This window comes from Solibacillus sp. FSL K6-1781, assembly GCF_038630735.1.
Classification (GTDB): domain Bacteria; phylum Bacillota; class Bacilli; order Bacillales_A; family Planococcaceae; genus Solibacillus; species Solibacillus silvestris.
This window is the reverse complement of sequence record NZ_CP152038.1, coordinates 1,782,442-1,800,375: the sequence shown is the minus strand read 5'-3', so window position 1 is coordinate 1,800,375 and position 17,934 is coordinate 1,782,442. Positions and strand designations below refer to the sequence as shown.

General features: G+C 36.4%; 19 protein-coding genes. 2 read left to right on the top strand and 17 right to left on the bottom strand.

Annotation, left to right across the window (positions count from 1 at the left end; genetic code table 11):
* Positions 1 to 47 precede the first annotated feature (47 nt).
* Complete coding sequence (locus MHH37_RS08865) at positions 48 to 866, bottom strand: hypothetical protein (RefSeq protein ID WP_342575936.1); 819 nt, start codon at positions 864 to 866, stop codon at positions 48 to 50.
* A gap of 374 nt (positions 867 to 1,240) precedes the next feature.
* Here MHH37_RS08865 and MHH37_RS08860 point away from each other — a divergent pair, with 374 nt between their 5' ends.
* The gene (locus tag MHH37_RS08860) at positions 1,241 to 1,798 is read left to right on the top strand and encodes a hypothetical protein (protein ID WP_342575935.1); all 558 of its coding nucleotides are present in this window, start codon (positions 1,241 to 1,243) and stop codon (positions 1,796 to 1,798) included.
* A gap of 583 nt (positions 1,799 to 2,381) precedes the next feature.
* Here the strand turns inward: MHH37_RS08860 and MHH37_RS08855 are convergent.
* From MHH37_RS08855 to MHH37_RS08835, 5 genes are all read right to left on the bottom strand, one after another.
* Positions 2,382 to 2,771, bottom strand: a complete 390-nt coding sequence (locus tag MHH37_RS08855; RefSeq protein WP_342575934.1) for a MerR family transcriptional regulator — start codon at positions 2,769 to 2,771, stop codon at positions 2,382 to 2,384.
* A gap of 12 nt (positions 2,772 to 2,783) precedes the next feature.
* Positions 2,784 to 3,101 (bottom strand): hypothetical protein, encoded by a 318-nt coding sequence (locus tag MHH37_RS08850; RefSeq protein WP_342575933.1) that lies wholly within the window; start codon positions 3,099 to 3,101, stop codon positions 2,784 to 2,786.
* A gap of 337 nt (positions 3,102 to 3,438) precedes the next feature.
* Positions 3,439 to 4,398: a threonine/serine dehydratase gene (locus tag MHH37_RS08845; protein WP_342575932.1), complete on the bottom strand. Its 960-nt coding sequence runs from the start codon at positions 4,396 to 4,398 to the stop codon at positions 3,439 to 3,441.
* 99 nt (positions 4,399 to 4,497) lie between these two features.
* Positions 4,498 to 4,713, bottom strand: a complete 216-nt coding sequence (locus MHH37_RS08840) for a hypothetical protein (RefSeq protein ID WP_008408990.1) — start codon at positions 4,711 to 4,713, stop codon at positions 4,498 to 4,500.
* Positions 4,714 to 4,833: 120 nt separating this feature from the next.
* Positions 4,834 to 5,304 (bottom strand): GNAT family N-acetyltransferase, encoded by a 471-nt coding sequence (locus tag MHH37_RS08835; RefSeq protein WP_342575931.1) that lies wholly within the window; start codon positions 5,302 to 5,304, stop codon positions 4,834 to 4,836.
* Between the two features lie 284 nt (positions 5,305 to 5,588).
* Here MHH37_RS08835 and MHH37_RS08830 point away from each other — a divergent pair, with 284 nt between their 5' ends.
* Entirely contained in the window at positions 5,589 to 6,059 is a 471-nt protein-coding gene (locus MHH37_RS08830; protein WP_342575929.1) for a DinB family protein, read from the top strand.
* 153 nt (positions 6,060 to 6,212) lie between these two features.
* On the opposite strand, the gene MHH37_RS08825 is transcribed toward MHH37_RS08830, so the two are convergent.
* The 11 genes from MHH37_RS08825 to MHH37_RS08775 form a co-directional block, all read right to left on the bottom strand.
* Positions 6,213 to 6,626, bottom strand: coding sequence for a hypothetical protein (locus tag MHH37_RS08825; protein WP_339264427.1), 414 nt, complete (start codon positions 6,624 to 6,626; stop codon positions 6,213 to 6,215).
* A gap of 216 nt (positions 6,627 to 6,842) precedes the next feature.
* Complete coding sequence (locus tag MHH37_RS08820; protein WP_342575928.1) at positions 6,843 to 7,265, bottom strand: hypothetical protein; 423 nt, start codon at positions 7,263 to 7,265, stop codon at positions 6,843 to 6,845.
* A 179-nt stretch (positions 7,266 to 7,444) separates the two neighbouring features.
* Positions 7,445 to 7,948 carry a GNAT family N-acetyltransferase gene (locus MHH37_RS08815; protein ID WP_342575926.1) on the bottom strand — a complete coding sequence of 168 codons (504 nt, stop codon included), beginning with the start codon at positions 7,946 to 7,948 and terminating at the stop codon, positions 7,445 to 7,447.
* Positions 7,949 to 8,312: 364 nt separating this feature from the next.
* Positions 8,313 to 9,041, bottom strand: a complete 729-nt coding sequence (locus MHH37_RS08810) for an NAD-dependent protein deacylase (protein WP_342575925.1) — start codon at positions 9,039 to 9,041, stop codon at positions 8,313 to 8,315.
* A complete protein-coding gene (locus MHH37_RS08805; RefSeq protein WP_342575924.1) occupies positions 9,031 to 10,188 on the bottom strand; it encodes a M20 family metallopeptidase in 1,158 nt (385 codons plus the stop codon). Before MHH37_RS08805 ends, MHH37_RS08810 begins: the two co-directional genes overlap by 11 nt.
* Positions 10,189 to 10,235: 47 nt before the next feature.
* A complete protein-coding gene (locus tag MHH37_RS08800) occupies positions 10,236 to 11,150 on the bottom strand; it encodes a DMT family transporter (RefSeq protein ID WP_342575922.1) in 915 nt (304 codons plus the stop codon).
* Between the two features lie 75 nt (positions 11,151 to 11,225).
* Positions 11,226 to 11,522 carry a hypothetical protein gene (locus MHH37_RS08795; RefSeq protein WP_008407820.1) on the bottom strand — a complete coding sequence of 99 codons (297 nt, stop codon included), beginning with the start codon at positions 11,520 to 11,522 and terminating at the stop codon, positions 11,226 to 11,228.
* Between the two features lie 330 nt (positions 11,523 to 11,852).
* On the bottom strand, positions 11,853 to 13,004 hold the full coding sequence (locus MHH37_RS08790; protein ID WP_342575921.1) for a toxic anion resistance protein: 1,152 nt from the start codon (positions 13,002 to 13,004) through the stop codon (positions 11,853 to 11,855).
* Positions 13,005 to 13,282: 278 nt separating this feature from the next.
* Positions 13,283 to 14,896, bottom strand: coding sequence for an MFS transporter (locus tag MHH37_RS08785; RefSeq protein WP_342575920.1), 1,614 nt, complete (start codon positions 14,894 to 14,896; stop codon positions 13,283 to 13,285).
* A gap of 122 nt (positions 14,897 to 15,018) precedes the next feature.
* Complete coding sequence (gene argH, locus MHH37_RS08780; RefSeq protein ID WP_342575919.1) at positions 15,019 to 16,392, bottom strand: argininosuccinate lyase; 1,374 nt, start codon at positions 16,390 to 16,392, stop codon at positions 15,019 to 15,021.
* A gap of 87 nt (positions 16,393 to 16,479) precedes the next feature.
* Positions 16,480 to 17,694, bottom strand: a complete 1,215-nt coding sequence (locus MHH37_RS08775) for an argininosuccinate synthase (protein WP_340735035.1) — start codon at positions 17,692 to 17,694, stop codon at positions 16,480 to 16,482.
* Positions 17,695 to 17,934: the final 240 nt, after the last annotated feature.

Genomic DNA, 17,934 nt, shown 5'->3' with positions numbered 1-17,934 from the left:
TGAAGAATCGCGCCCGATTGTAGAATAACGTTAACTCCAAAACTTATTTAATCAAACGTTCGGCATTGTTTTTCGACTTCTTCTTGCGAAATATGTTTTTTAATTTTCACATTTGTTACTTGTAATCCTGATAGGTTAGAGTCACTTATAGAAAAATTAAGTTGGTCATAATCTCCACCGTGGTGTCCTGAATAGTTTAAGGAGCTTCCAAAAATGAGATGTCTTCTAGGATCTCCATCAATGGGTTCAATGTTGATTTTTGGACACACGAAAAATTCCGAATAAGATGGACCCAAATGATACAAATAACGTGTAAACAATGCTTCTTCAAGTAACTCTTCTTTAGTAGATCCGTCAACTTCTTCTCTCCAACCAACCATAAGCCAGTCATAAAGAGATTGTGACTTTAATTGCACTTTCTTTCCATTTTCAAAAACGATTAATTCCCCCTCATTAGCCGTGCAGGTTTTGCGTTTATTATCAACTACACATAAATAAGCGGGTTCAATCGTGATCACATCCCCCTTTTTCATTTTTAAAGCCATTTTATTGGATGGATTATCTATTGATATATCAATTGTTCCAATCGCTCGTTCGGAGTTATTAAGCCAATATACTACTTTTCTGAGTACACGTTCTTGAAAACCATTATTGATACTGAATTCACGTTGAAGTCCAGAATTATTTTGAACTTGTATATTTTGAACATCATTATGCTCTAATGTATTCGTCACCAGTTGTTCCATAAAAGAGGGATTATTCTTTTTTGTTTCAGCCATTTGGCTAGCTGCTTCTTGCTTTGTAAAAACAGTCGTACTATATACGATAAATAAGATACATAAAAGCATGTAGATTTTTATCTTCATTGAAGTTCACCTACCTTATCTTTAAAAGTAGCTTTCCCGAATATTTTTTAAGTATCCTGCTTCTATCATTATTCTTTTAAATGGTCCTATAATGTAAAAATGCGATCTTCTTATTGAAAAATCGCGCCCGTTTGTGGAATAAGCGATTGCTTTTCGTATTTATTTCCCTTTCTTTTTCATACCTTTTCTCAAAATTAATCCGAGTGTAGTAAATTTCACAAATAAATGTTTCCCAATAAATTTTTATGTCTTTATGACAAAAGGTGACCAAACGATGTTTGATGTGCGTTAGAGAATATTACAGCAGCGTTTTACTTAAATAAGAATTGTTATATCTAAACTGGACAAAATAAACCTAAATAAAATTTAGGGTGATGAAGTTGAAAAAAGTTTTCCCTCTTTTCTTATATTTATTAGGTTTCTTAGTTTTGGGAATAAATGATGATGGACATGTTTCTGGGAATACAAACGCTACTCCTCCACCTTTTGAGGAAATACTTCTTGAAATAGGGTACAAATCGGTAGATGTTGCAGTAAACGATTTTGAACAACATTTTAATCAAGAACTTATATTGCCACTAAGAGTACCACCAATTAGCTTTACGCATTACCTTGGCAGGTTTAATGATTTAGAAGGCGAAGTAAATGATACTCTTGAAGTTAAATTTATAAGTGAACATTTTCCTAATAATCACTTTAAGATTGATGTACGACCTCTTCAACACAAAATCCCATTTGAAAAGTATAAATCTAAAGTCTTTAAACTAAAAAATGGAAATGATGCAATCTATATTGAAAATCAAAGATTTCCTGTTAATTTTTTAGTCTTTGAAACAGTTCATTGGCAATATGCGTTTGGTATTGATAGAAATGTCTCTGATGTAGTAACTCCTGAAATACTCGTTCAGATAGCGGATTCTATTGATTTCTAAAAAAAACCTTAGTATATAAAGCCTACAAAATAAACCTTATAAATGTTCCCAAATGCAAGTTTGGAGTTAAAAGAAAAATCGGTAAACGTTGTTATAGCAGCGTTTACCGATTTTTTATTGGAACATTGTTTAAATGAGCTTTTATTAAAGTCAATGAAACTTTACTAAAGCAGCTTTTATACTGGCTGGTCATAATCTTTAATTTGCATAAAAACTTGTATAGCCATTCTTTTATCGGTATAAATGCGCATCTTCTCTAACACTCCCCCCAAGAAAAATGTTGCTCCACAATATGGCCCTATTCATGAAGAAACACCCTTTCCTTAATTCAAGTAAAGCGCCCGATTGTTGAAGATCGTTATGATAATTGCAAAGCTACTTATTATCCAATTTCAATAGAAATTATTGATATCCAATATGAAAATAAATAGATGAATAACCTCATACAAAATAATGTCACATAAAATGAATGAATTGTTTTATGTGAATTTATGATAAACCGCCCTTATATATGATACGGTTCTCCGTATGATATTTTAATGATGTTTTGGAGGGCACCTAATATCTAACTAGCATTAAAACTTTAGCCATTATTTCTTTCTAATATCTCAGATATCTTATTATCAGCTTTTAGTAATACCTCTTTTATTTGTTTAATGTGATTTTCCTTTTGTACCATCTGTTTATATTTCTTTTGAAATATCTCTTTTATTTGAAGGAGATTTTGGATTTCTTCTTTTTTCAGTTTTTTATTTTGATCTGTATTTTCCGACCACTTAAAAAGCATTTTAATTTCTTGAAGTGAAAAACCAGTTTGTTTTAGTTTAAGAATCGTTTCAATTACATCGATGTCATGCTTATTAAATTGTCGGTGCTTATTTATAATTTCAGGATGTAATAAGTCCATCTTTTCGTAATAACGAATCGTATCTTTGCTAATACCTGTGATATCAGCAAATTCACCGATTTTCATAATTAAAACCACCTAATTAATAAATTTATAAACCAATAACACAATTATACAATGGAAAAAGAAACGAATGATATGATGGCGGTAATTTAGTCGTCCAAGTTTTAGTAATCCTTCTGCAATCGCTAAAATATGTAACAGGGCAAATGTGAGTATTAGAAAGCTTAACATCCAGTCTTTATTCGGTAAAAATAATATTATGAGCATGCTAATTGATACAACAACAAACATAACTGTTCGCAATCGAAACCCTTCTTCTTTCCACTGTTTTAAACCTGCTGTTCCTGTTAAAACTGCATATAACCCAATCAATAAATTTGTAATAAAAACCATTTGGCATCACTCCATTCTTTTAATACATTTACTTTAAAAGATGGAGTTAACTCCATGTCAATAATAAAAAACAAATTCACTTTAATACCTCATTAATAAATTAACATCATACGAAGAGCAAAAAGACTAACGAAAATGTTATAGAATAACCATTCTCGTTAATCTTTTCATTAACCGCACTTGCTTATGATACGGTTCACCTTGCATAATATTATAAAAATAAATATTTACTCAACAATCTGGCCCGATTGTTGAATAACGCATTTATCAATATTATATCTTAAGAATGTTGTTCAACAATCTAGCCTTAAAGAGAATTAAGTCTAGTCTTACGGAGTCATTTCTCACTATTTACAATGAATTGATGGACTTTGTCTAGGTCCACATTTCCGCCAGAGATAACAGTTGCGATGTTTTTACCTTGAATGTTTAGTTTATTGAACATAGCTGCTGCGATCGTTACGGCTGCCGATGTTTCTATTAGTTGTTTCGTACGTTCCATGACGAAACTAAAGGACTGACGAATTTCATCTTCACTCACAAGGACAATATCGTCTAGATATTTCATAAGTACAGGGAAGGTTAGGTCACCCGGCTGGTTAGTTCTTAATCCGTCCGCAATGGTGTGACTTACGGGAATTGTGGTGATTTTTTCATTTTGTAATGATAGGTATGTATCATTAGCAAGCTCAGGTTCTACCCCAATTACTTTTATTTTCGGGTTAGTTTCTTTAATGGCTGTTAGGATTCCCGATATAAGACCACCACCACCTATCGGGACAATGATTACATCAACATTATCCACCTGTTCCAAAATTTCCAATCCAATAGTTCCTTGCCCTGCCATAATCAATGGGTCGTCATAAGGGGGAATGTATACGCCGTTTTCTTGATTTGCAATCGCCTGTGCTCTTGGTATACGTTCTCCAGAAGTAGTCCCGCACATTTCCACCTTACCACCATAAGTTTGGATTGCGTTAACCTTACACTTACTAACATTTTCAGGCACTACAATGGTTGCCGGAACTCCGTATTTTTTTGCAACATAAGCAACGGCTTGACCATGATTACCTGATGATGCTGCTGTTACAAACTTCGCACCATTTTCAATCGCATGAATAATTTTATTACTTGCTCCTCGTATTTTAAATGAACCTGTTTTTTGTAAATGCTCTGATTTTAAAAACATCTGATTCCCGCATATTTCAGAAAGTTGCCTTGATTGTAAAATTGGTGTTACATACGCTATATCGCTAATTCGTTCTCTGCCATCTTTCACATCTTTTAAAGAAATCATCTTGTTAATCCCTCCTATTTAACTGCAATAACAAAATCAATCTCAATCGGCCTTTAATTTGGGAACGATTGTTTATATTTTATTGTATGTATAAACATTTTAAGCTTTTGATATTTTAATTAATTTTATTAAGCCTACACTAAATATCAAAGTCCCTATTAGCATAAACGAATGGATGAAACCATTTAAAATTGGTACATACTCTCCTGTTAAGTTTCTCTCTGCATAAATAATTCCAACAGCACTATATGCTAACGGCGTGCTTACCAAAACTAAAATTAAACCAAAAATAAAATACCATATGGATTTTTGCATTGCTCGTACCTCCCTTCTCCATTCATAAAATAATATTTCAACAGTTTATAATGTAAACCCTTCAAAATGCCCCAAAGCTTCGTTTGGTGATCTCTCATATTAGAGTACAACAGCCCACCGTTAGTTCAATATCTTCTTCTTTAAATCAATTCTCTGGTAAGTTTTATCATAAGAAGATCCATCACTATCATAAAAAATTGCTTTCTTTATATATGGTTCTGATATAGTTTCATAACTGTGCTTTTTAATTAACTTAACCATCTTAGGATTCTCTATTGGATCAACACTCACATATATCTCCGTATAACCTAAATTCCTTGCGATATTTTCCCTGCATCTTATTAAATCTGAACCGATACCATTTCCCCTATACTCCTCTTTTACATAAAGGTCGCTTAATTTGGGGTGTAATGTACCTTTAATCTTAAGCAATCCAAAACCTAATATAATTGAATTTTGTTCAGCAATTAGCAAATAAATTTCTTTATTCATAAATTTCTTTAGATAATGAATAAATAAATCTCGATTATTCCTAATACTACATAAACCAGACAAGTCGTTTTCATTTGCAAACCTTATAATGTATCGCATTATAACTCTCCTAATTTACTGACTTCTTACACAATCCTGCGTGATAGTTTAAGTACATTCAAACCTAATCAAATTTTAACATAAATATCCAATTCATCCTTACTAAAAGTTAATCTAGAAAATGGCCCTATAACGGAAAAACGCGATTTTCTTATTGATAAATCTCCCCGATTGTGGAATAACACGAATAATTTCTGATGACTTGCAAATGTGATAAAATAATTGTTCACTACGAACATCCATTCCTGTATATTAAAGATAAATCAATAAATGGAGGGTGAATTATGAAATCAATTGAACTTATTCTTTTAAATTTCAATGAAGTACGAAGAAGAAGTATTAAGCTTTGGAATTCTATTCCTCAAGAGAAATTACATTGGAAACCCGATGATGAAGCAATGACTTGTATAGAGATGATTAGGCATGTTCTAGAAAGTGAATATTATTACCACCTAGCTATTCAAAATCGTGGAAGTCTAGAAGTATTCGATTCTCCTTTCGAACAACAACCCTTTACTACTGTAAACGCTGAATTAAATTTTGCTGAACCATATAGAAATCAATTCTTAGAAAGTATCAAGTCATTTTCAGAAATAGACCTTATAAACATTAAAATTGATCGTTCCGAATCAGGTTACATAAGAAGTTTAGGCGACATGTTGTTAAGAATAGCCTATCATGAATCAGTTCATACCGGACAATTGCTGGATTACTTAAGAAAGGCAAATGTTCCAAGAATACGAGTTTGGGATTGAGTTTATCAATAGGTGTTATCACTTATGTGATACACCTTTTTTAGTTACTATGTTTATATGTTTCAAATACAGGAAAAGCGAACGATTATGATTTATAGCGTATACAAAACAAAAGTAAATAACTTCCCCCTTTAAAAAGTCACGAATTATTCTTTAGATTTTTTGTTGCATATAATATGCTTCGACAATTGGTTTCATATCTGATAGTGTTGCAGGCAAATGACTTTGGTCAATCATAAATTCGAATTTCAAACGATTAGTTTCTTGGCTCGGAAATTCTTGAAAGCGACCTTCACACTTTATTTGTCCAACTGAAGTGAATTGAAGTGTAAATTGCAATGTTCCATCCAAATTCGAAAAGGCAATATTTCCTTTTAGTATTTTATAAGCTTCTTGTAACTCTTCATATAACACAATCAACTCATTTAATGACACCCAAAATTCTGCATTTATTACATAGTAATTTCCACTTTGGATGGATACGGTTCCTTCGTTTTGCCCCTCGATTGTATTTCCTAAATTTATTTCAATAAATCCTTGATTTCCTCCAAGTTTAATTTTATTCAAAATTTATCACCTCTTACTAAAATGCTATCATAAATCATTCCCAAAGCGTCGTGTGTTGACATTTCATAAAGAATGTTATTCCACAATATGGCCCGATTTTGGAATAAAAAGACGAAACCCTGTTGGATTCCGTCTTGAACAATCAATGTGTAACATTATATTCTGTTGTTATTAAAACACGTATAGATAATTAAAACTTGACTTTTAATAGAAACTTTACTGGGTACTCTTTTTTAATATATTAAATAATTCATTAACGGTTTCGTTATTTTGTATTTTATAGACTTTACCATCAATGTTAAAAAGTCCATTTTCGTTGATTTGGATACTATAAAAATTTCCATTGTGATTAGTCAAAAGGTCGTAACCTTCACTATAAGAGAATTTTAAGTTAGATTTTCTAAATTCCATATCTGTTAGTAAAGTTATTAGCGGCAAAAATAAAGGATTGTCTTTTTTGATACTCTTACCAATAGTTGTAGAGTTATCTACAACAGAGATTTGATTTATTTCTTCGCTTAAATTATCTGTATCGAAAATATGTATTTCGAGATTTCTAGATTTATTCACATTTAAAAAAATAATTACTGTAGTTGCTATTAAAATCACGATTAAAAACGAAAGTATATATTTCTTCATAAAAATCACCTCTTAATTATTTTTAACAATTAAAAGGTTTTTAGTAAATAAAAACAGGAATAATATAATTGATAACATTACTAAAAAAGTTATTTTATTTTTTAAGAGGGTTGTAAAATGAAGAACCCCACTTTAATAAGCAATTCGTCCCTATCTAAAAAGGTTCCTTATGTATTTCGTTATTTTCCCTTTAGATTTTTAACCGCCAACATCGAATTATCTTGAATGATGCCTGTATCTACGAAACCAAATGAAGCGTATAATGTTTTCGCTAGGACATTACTTTTATGATAAAAGAGGGCTACATATTCAGCATCTCCATTTGGCATAGTTCCAATATTTATCAAGACCTTTTTAAAAGCCAGTTTACCAAATCCTTTCCCTTGTTGACTTTTATCAATCATATTATGCCAAATAAAATACGCCTTCTTGCCATAAAAAGCTTCATTTTCAAATGATTCATGATCCATCGTATCGTAAATATACATCAAAAATCCAACCATAGTATCATTAGCATAAATGGCTAGCGGTGTAGCTGGTATGCCATCTGCATTCAACATATGTGCATCTGCAAAACATTTGAGGTTTGTAGTTTCTAATATAAATTCTTTCTGGTTTTCTCCAACTTCAAGTGTTATTACTTCGTCTATGTTATCCCCTGATATTTTTCGTAATTCTATCATTTTTTTATCTCCCCCTCCTAATACAAGTTATTTAATTTTAACATAAATATCCATTTCTCTAAGTGATTGCCGTTTAATTATATCTCCTTGAATAGAATAAGTATGGAGAACCAAATATTCACCCCAAAATGAAATCGCAAAAGGTATATTTTACATATTTTACTATTGAATAGGAGGATGAACTATTGAAATTAAAATTAGTTGAGTTTATTCAAATACCACAATAAAAAATACATCCATTATCTCTTTAATGGATGTATTTTTATATACTATATATAATCAAACTCAAATCCTCTAAATATAAGATCTGGTTTTATTTTATTATACTATTTAGCCTATAGTAGTATCATTACAGGCTTTGTTATTACTTTTCGAAATCCCCCAAATCTTGATAAACATCCGCTAAAATTTTCCCTGCCGATCCTTCCAACACTAAATCAAACGAATAGTGTAGACTGGTGGACGTTTGCTCCCGGTTGATGTAGACGAGCTTTCCTTTCGACATGCTCGGCAACTGGTTGACAGGGTAGACTTCCAAACTTGTGCCGATCACAATGACAAGGTCAGCCTGGTGTATTTCATGTAACGTGCGGTCCCATGCCTCGGATGGCAATGTTTCTCCAAAAAGCACCACATTCGGGCGTAATTTTCCCGAACAATACGTACAAATACTGTTATTCAAAAATTGCTCTTTTGCATGTGGCTTGCCGCATTTTTGGCAGCGGATTGTTACAATATTTCCATGCAGTTCCGCTACATTTTTACTTCCCGCCTGCTGATGAAGCTGGTCGACATTTTGGGTCGCAATAAGCGAAACAAGTCCGCGCTTTTCAAAGTCCGCTAAAATAAGATGTCCTTCATGGGGTTTGCAGTTGTTCAATGCATTCATTCGTGTCTGGTAAAACTCGCGGAATTGTTCATAGTTCTTTTGCAGGCTTTCTGTCGAAGCAACAATACGTGGATTGATATTTCGCCATAAGCCTGTTGACGAGCGAAAATCCGGTATGCCCGATTCGGTGGACATTCCGGCACCTGTCAGCACTATTGTACGGTTCGATTGTTTCATCAAGTGAGCCAGTGTTTCAGCCGTCATCCTGATTTCCCTCCATCTCAATCTCATTTACAACTTCCAGCAATGTATTCGTCAAAAGCGCGAAACGTTCAATGATATGATCTTTTACAATATGCTCATGTTCTGCATGAATGCCGTCCCCTACTAGTCCAAGGCCATCCAATGTCGGCGTGTATAACGATGTGAAATTGCCGTCACTTGCACCGCCGACTGATGCTTCTTCCACATCAAAACCAAGCTCCTCCGCTTCTTCCTGCGCAATTTCGAACAGTTCTTCACTGTCTTCATCACGTTCCATCGGCGGCCGGTTAATCCCGCCATCAATTTCAATTTTCGTACGTTGATCATATGGCTTAAGCTCTTCGAAATAATCGTCGATACGTTCCTGCTCTGTGCGAGTAACCGATCGGACATCGACTCCTACGTGCGCTTCATCAGGTACGACATTCAGTTTACCGCCGCCCTGGATCATACCGACATTCAGCGTTGTCCCTTTTTCGTAATCGTTCAGTGCATCAATATTCAGGATTTGCCTTGCTGCTTCCGTAATTGCACTGACACCATCCCGCGGATTATTGCCAGCATGCGATGCTAGTCCTCGAATATTCAGCAAATACCTGGATGTCCCTTTCCGCGCAATTTTCAGTTCACCCGAAACAGTAACAGCAGGCTCCAATATAAAAGCCGCCACAGACTTTTTTGCTTCTTCTTCGATTAGCGCTCTGGATGTAGGGCTTCCAATTTCTTCATCGCTGTTCAGGAAAAAAACAACCCGCCGCTTCAAAGGCAGATTCATTTTTTGAACATATTTAAAAAACCAAATAGCACTGACGAGACCTGATTTCATATCCAGAATACCAGGACCAAAAATTTTATCTTCTTCTTCCCGGTATCGCAAAGCTCCCTGATCCCAAACGGTATCATAATGACCAATCATTAATATCTGTTCGGTCCCTTCGCCCATTTCAAAACGGAGATGATTGCCGTTATGCTCCATCGCATATTCCGTAGCTTTCACATGAAAATAGTCATAAAACATCGATTGGATCACATCTTTGCACAGATCAAGCAACTCTTTATTCTGTGATGGGGAATCAGCTAATACTAAGCGTTTAATATCGTCTTTAATATCCTTTTCATGCAATGTAAAAAAATCGAATGCTTCCATAACAACGCCTCCTTCGTTTTCTATACCCAAAAATGCCTAAGTGACATTCACTTAGACATTCGAAGAGTTGCTTTTTTGCTCCCGGCAATTGATAAATAGACAACAAAAACAAGCATTAAAAAAATACCGACATATTGCCAGCTATACAAAGTTGCACCGAGCCAGACAACGGAAATCACCATTGCCGTCAACGGTTCGAAACTCGATAAAATACTCGTTTCAACTGGAGATATGTATTTCAGGCTTGTTAAAAATAAAATATAGGCGAAGGATCCAAAAATACCCGTAGCAATAATAAGAAATACATTTACCGGATCCAGCAGTAACAGCCATTGTTCTGTTTTCCAAAGCTGACCCGCTACCGAGAACATAAGCCCGCCTATGATCATACCCCAGCCAATAATGATGATGACCCCTACTTCAGCCATTAGCCGAGCAGGATACAATGTATAAAATGCATACGTAAATCCTAACAGCAGTCCCCAAACAAGCGCTTCATTGCTCACAAGCAACCCTGAAACAGAGCCATTTGTCAGCAATAGAAACAGCCCGACGAGCGTACCGAAAATACCGATCAGTTGACTGCGTGGAGGAAGAACCTTCCCAACGACCGATGTATAGATAACGATGAAGATTGGCGCCAAAAACTGCAACAGTGTTGCAATAATCGCATTGCTCACTTCAATCGATTTTACAAACGTAAATTGTAAACCTACCATTCCAATCACACTGAAAATAAGTAATTGTACCGAATAGTTCCGGTTTTTCCAAATCGAGAATATCGATTTTTTCTGCATAGCTGCAATGCCAAGTATTAAGATGCCTGCAATCATTAATCTTACAGCAAGCATAAATTCGGCGGTCATGGCTGTTTGTTGCAGGAGCCATTCCATCATCGGACCAGTAGCCCCCCAAAATATCGAGCCTACTATAATCATCGCTATGCCTTTCAGACGTTCCACAAATACTACCTTCTTCCAACGTTCTATTCATAATAAAATTTTATCATGATTCCATTGTTGGGAAAATAGTACTTATTATTTGATTAGCTCAATCCAGCCACTTTCTTTAATCGTTACACGGGGTGATGCGTACTTTGGAGGTTCGTAGGAAAATACGGTTTTATCAAAATCATCCTTTACAACAAACACATTTAAAAATTGGATTTCATTAATTAATTTTCGAATATGCGCTTTATCATACAAATCGCTTTTTTCATTCATTAAAATAAGCAATTCATTCTTTATACTCAATACGTCCCGTTCATTTGCTCTGCGTATAACACTTTTCGGCATTTTAAGAAATTCGTCGATTTTCATTAAGTTCTTTTCCATCGTTGTCTTCCTTTCCCTCTTGGCAATACTTGTGTAAATCTTCTTTTATTGTTATTTACCCAATTTCACCAAATTCACCCCTAATTAATCACCAGAAAGAAATTTTAGACGGCTTATATGCTTAATATAACAAGCTTTTAAATTGTATGTTAATCCGTATTTTTGAATATATATTTATCGGATAATAGGTGTATACCACATTAGATGGCTGCCCCCAGCCCTCCTATTATTGAGTATAATAAAAGATTCACATCTTCAAAAAACAAGTCAGTGTTCCAAAAAATGATAAAAGGCATCGAGCAAAAGATACTCGATGCCTGCATTATTTTATTACATACTTTTTAATTTCTCATACTCAAGCTGCAATTGTTCAATACGCTTACGTCCTTCTTCACGATTGCGCACTGTTTCTGCCTGAATTTGTTTTGTTTCTTCAATACCGGAAATTATCGTTTTCCACGTTGTTTCGATTGTTTCGACTTTGATGCTCGGACTGCCTGCCTGACGCGCAATGTTCACCGAATTTTGTCGCACATTTTCCGCGTTTCGTACAAGCATTTCATTTGTTCGACGGTCCAGTTCAGCCATCGAATCGGAAACAAGCTTTTGTCGTTGCATTGTTACGGCATGGATCAGACCTTGTTTGAAAATTGGAATTGTCGTCACGAATGCGGAGTTAATTTTCCCGATTAAATGGTTGTTGCCTTGCTGCATTAAACGAATTTGCGGTGCCGACTGGAATGATACTTGCTGAGCCATTTCAAGATCGTAGCCTCGTTGCTCCAGCAACTCGATTCCGCGTGTAACCGTTTCAAGCTCCATGATCGCTTCATGGTCACCGGAATCCGCTTTTGCCGATAATGCTGGCAATTGCTGACGCAAATCGTTTACTTTAATATCGATTGCCGCAATGTGCTCGCTTAAAGTATGGAAGTAGTTGAGGTTCTCATCATACATTTGTTCAAGCTGCACGGTATTTCGTTTCATTTCCACTTCGTACTTCTGAATTTCGTTATAAACGACATCGACTTCTTTATTCATCGTATCGTATTTGGATAAAATGCGCTCCAACTGCTCTTTGCTTTTTGAAAACAGTTTTTTCAGGAAGCCTTTTTTCTGCTCTTCCTGGAAATCCTGAGGATCAAAACGGTCCATAATTTTATTTAGATTGTTGAGTAATGTTGTCGACTTTTCCAGGTTGCTCTGTTTAATCGTTGCGAGCATACGGTCCGAAAATGTTGAAATACCCTGAGCCGTTTCTTTACCGAATTCGAGAACGGCAATTTGATTTTTCACGTCAATTTTTTCTGCAAGCTGTTGAACTTGCGGCTGTTGTTTTAACTGTTCCTGACGCTGGCGGATTTGAGAAAGCTCCTGTTGCGAAACGAGTTGTTTTTGTGGTTGTTCGATCATATCAGTTGTTGTTGCCGGCTCTTGCTCAGCACGTTTATTTAAATCTTCAAATAATGGATTTTCAGCCATGTACGATTCCCCCATTCTATGTATTACTAGTATTTACGTAAATTTTCATGAAAAGTTTCATGCTGTTGTTGCTAATTATAACGCAAAACATTGTGATTATTCTAATTTGAGCCTACCGGAAAATAAACGCACCGCTTTTAGACAACAAAAAATGCCCTTTTATGCGCAAAAGGACACTTTTTGTAAGTCTACTATTGGGGGAGAGACTTCACACCCACACAAGCTTTGCATGAGTCTAAAGATAAATTACCCCAAATCGTTCAACCTAAAACAATTTTTTATATTTCCAATGATTTTTTTCGAATCGGTTTTAAAATCAGTCCTAATGCAAATATACAAATGGCAATTATGACTGCCGAGTAAAATAGTCCGCCATAGCCGTTTTGCGCTGCCATGACCGTTACTTCATTAACAGAATTCAAAATGACTTCTTTTAACGTCGGATCCTGGATATTTTGAACGACCGTCATCATTTGTTCCTCGGAAAACTGACCGCCCGCAGCGAACTGACTGCCCACTTGAGCAAGTTCTGCAGTTGCCTGTTCCGATAAATTTGCCTGTTGTACATTTTGCTGCAAAATTCCTTGGAAATCGTTTTTAAATAGTGATGGGATTTCGCTGAATCCGCGCGCGATAAATCCTGCATAAATTGTCGGCGCAATCGTCATCCCGATTGTTCGAATTAATGAGAGTGACGCTAATGCCGTCCCTTTATTTGCTTCGAGTTTTTCGGTTGCCAAAATGTTCAGTGGTGCTCCTAGAAGAACACCCATGCCGACACCGCCAATTACAGATGCAATGACGAACTGCCATTTTGCATCAATCCATGTCGGGAACAGGAAAAAGCCAATAGCAGCAACGAGACCGGAAAACAGAACAGCTAATACCGGGCCACGTTTATCGACTAGAATACCGCCAACCGCTGCCCCAATACCTGCAGCTAGTGCAAGTGGTGTCATCCAGTAACCCGCATGTTCGGATTTAATACCCAATACTTGTTCTGAAAAGGCCGGAATGAAAATCATAGCAGCAAGCATTGCACCAGATAGAAGACCTAGCAGCAATGTCAGTAAATAAGTAGGCTGACGCATTAACGCTACCGGTAAAATCGGGTCTCCTCCACGACGCTCAAGACGAGTTTCATAGAAATAAAGGATAACAAGAACAATAATTCCAGCTAGTAAATAAGGATATACGGTTGGTTCGATTAACGAGCTGAAAAAGTTGATGCCCTCAATATTAGTCAGTCCGTACATAATTCCTAAAATTGCAATGGAAAGCAGTACCGTACCGGTCATATCGAGCTTGCCAGGTGCTGCGTCTTTCGTTTCTTCCAGTTTGAGAAAACCCATGATCACAAGAAAAATTGCGATCGGCACATTGATTAAAAACAGCCAATGCCAGCTGCCTGTGAGATCCAAAATGACACTTCCGATATTCGGACCTAACACTGCGGCAACCCCGTTCATCCCGCCAAGCAATCCTAATGCTTTCCCTTGCTTTTCTGCTGGCAGTGTACTCACGACATATGAAGTACCGATAATAAAAATTCCGCCGCCTCCCATTGCCTGGATAAAGCGGGAAATTAAATAAAACGTAAAGTTCGGGCTAAGTGCAACGAGCAGAGATCCAAGACCAAACAACGCAATTTCAACAATAAACAGTTTTTTGCGTCCATAACGGTCCGAGAGTTTCCCGACAATCGGGACACTGATTGCCAAGCCAAGAGTATACAACGTGACACCCCAAGCTCCCCAGTTTGCTTCAACATTGAATGAGTTGTTGATCGTAGTGAGAGCTGCACTGATGATCCCATTGTCAAGTGCCGCCATAAATACGCCCAGTGCAAATAAAGTAAGCACCCATGTTTGTGAAGTCTTCGCATTCGTCATAAAAAGACACCTTTCTTTTTAAGTTACCTATTATTATACTGCTAATTTTGAAATTGACTAAGAAAAAGTACCAAAAAAAGGAACAAAAATGTCCTGTAAAAATTTTTACAGGACATCCATTGTTAAACTAATAGCTGTTTCGCATTTTGAATTTGAAGTGCTACTTGCTCAAAACCTGTACCGCCCAATGAATTACGTCGGCTGACAGCAGCTTCCGGTGCAAGTACTGCATAAATATCTTCTTCAATTAACGCAGATTCTTTCTGCATTTCTTCCAATGGCAGATCCAGTAGGTAAATTCCTTGCTGGATGCATGTAAATACAAGCTTCCCTGTTACTTCATGTGCTTCACGGAACGGCATTCCTTTTGTCGCCAAATAATCCGCAAGCTCTGTCGCATTTGAAAAGTCTGAATGTACAGCACTGTGTAGACGCGCTTTGTTGACCGTCATCGTACGAACCATACCTTCGAAGATTTTCAGTGAGCCTAATACGGTTTCCATCGTATCGAACATGCCCTCTTTGTCTTCCTGCATATCTTTGTTATATGTTAATGGCGTACCTTTTAAAACTGTTAACAGCCCCATTAAGTTCCCGTATGCACGGCCTGTTTTCCCGCGGATCAGCTCTGCCATATCCGGGTTTTTCTTTTGTGGCATAATGGATGAACCCGTTGAGAACGCATCATCCAGCTCGATAAATTTAAATTCATCTGTCGACCAAATAATGATTTCTTCCGCAAAACGTGATAAGTGTGTCATTAATAGTGCTGAATTCGATAAAAATTCGACGATAAAGTCACGATCACTTACCGCATCCATTGAATTGGCATATACTTCAGCAAATCCAAGCAGTTCAGCCGATTTTAGACGGTCGATCGGGAATGTTGTACCTGCCATCGCTCCGGCACCTAAAGGTAAAATATCAATACGTTTCATTGATTCTGTAAAACGCTCTTTATCACGTTGCAGCTGCCAGAAGTACACCATTAAATGGTGGGCAAAACTAATCGGCTGCGCACGCTGTAAATGCGTGTAGCCAGGAGCAATCGTGTCCACATTCTGCTCCGCCTGCTCGATAATCGTTTTTTGGAAATGTTCGATTAATCCGATCACTTCAGGTATACGTTTCTTTAAAAATAAGTGCATATCTGTTGCTACTTGGTCATTACGTGAGCGTCCAGTATGCAGCTTCCCGCCAACAGGACCAATCAAATCAATCAGCATCTTCTCAAGATTTAAATGGATGTCTTCATTTGAAACTGAAAACTCCAGTTCACCTGCTTCGGCTTTTACTTTTAATTGTGCCAGACCATCCAGAATTTTCTCGACATCTTCTTTTGGTAAAATATTTTGTGCTCCAAGCATTGTGACATGCGCTACAGATCCTTCAATATCTTCCAATACTAACTGCTGATCAAAGCCAATCGATGCCCCGAACTCGTCAACCCAGCTTTCTGCAGACTTTTGGAAACGACCGCCCCATAATTTTGCCATAGTAGTTTCACTCCTCAACTTATGTTCCTCATAATAGAAGAAGCGACTCGGGTTCCGAATCGCTCACTTCATTAACCGTATATCTAATTATTTATTTACTGTTTGTTTTGTGCTTTTTGCTACTTCTGATGCTACAACTGTTGGCATACCCCATAATTCGATAAAGCCTACAGCAGAAGCGTGGTTGAATTGGTCATGTTTTGAATATGTCGCCAATTCTTCAGAGTATAGAGAATTTGGAGATTTACGTCCTTCAACAATCGCATGACCTTTGTAAAGTTTTACACGAACTGTTCCGTTTACATACTTTTGCGTTTCTTTTAAGAATGCTTCAAGAGCTGTACGGATTGGGTTGAACCAAAGACCGTTATAGATGATTTCAGATAGTTTTTGTTCAATGATTGGTTTGAAATGCGCCAATTCTTTTACTAATGTAATATCTTCTAATTCTTTATGCGCTGTTAATAACACTTTCGCACCTGGAATTTCGTATACTTCACGAGATTTAATACCAACTAGACGGTTTTCAACGTGGTCGATACGGCCAATACCGTGTTCGCCCGCAATTTTATTCAATTCTTGAATTAAGTCTGCTAGTTTCATTTGAATTCCGTTAATTGAAACAGGCTTTCCTTCAACGAATTCGATTTCCACATATTCCGGTGTATCCGGTGCTTGTTCCAATGAAACTGTTAAACCGTAAGCTTCTTCTGGTGGTGCAACCCAAGGATCTTCCATGACACCCGCTTCGTTTGCACGGCCCCATAGGTTTTGGTCAATCGAGAATGGTGAATCGAGAGTTGCCGGAATTGGAACACCGTGTTTTGCTGCATATTCGATTTCTTCGTCACGGCTCCAGCCCCACTCACGTACAGGTGCTAATACTTCAAGATCCGGATTTAATGCTTTAATTGATACTTCAAAACGTACTTGGTCATTCCCTTTACCAGTACAACCGTGTGCTACTGCATCGGCATTTGTTTCATTTGCGATTTCTACTAATTTTTTAGAAATTAATGGACGAGATAATGCAGAAACTAATGGATATTTTTGCTCATACCAAGTGTGACCTTGTAGTGAAATTAATGCAAAGTCTTCTGCAAACTCATCTTTAGCATCGATCATATATGATTCAACAGCACCTACTTGAAGTGCTTTATTACGGATAAATTCCAAGTCTTTACCTTCACCAACATCAAGACATACTGCGATTACGTCCCAACCTTGTTCTTTTAACCACGGAATTGCTACTGATGTATCAAGACCACCTGAATATGCTAATACGACTTTCTTGTTCGCCATGTTAATTGCCCCCAAATGATGTATGTTTATACATTTAATTAAAAGTTTATACACGAATAGTAACACGTTATAAAAATAAACGCAACTGCATTTATATAAATTTTTTCACTTTTTGATACAATCTAAAAACATTCATTCGTGAAGTTTTCACAAGCTCTCGTTCATGCATAAATATGCTATTAATTGCAGCAGATTATAAAAGAGAGCAATTCTATTTTTATGACTGAAAAATCGAATGCT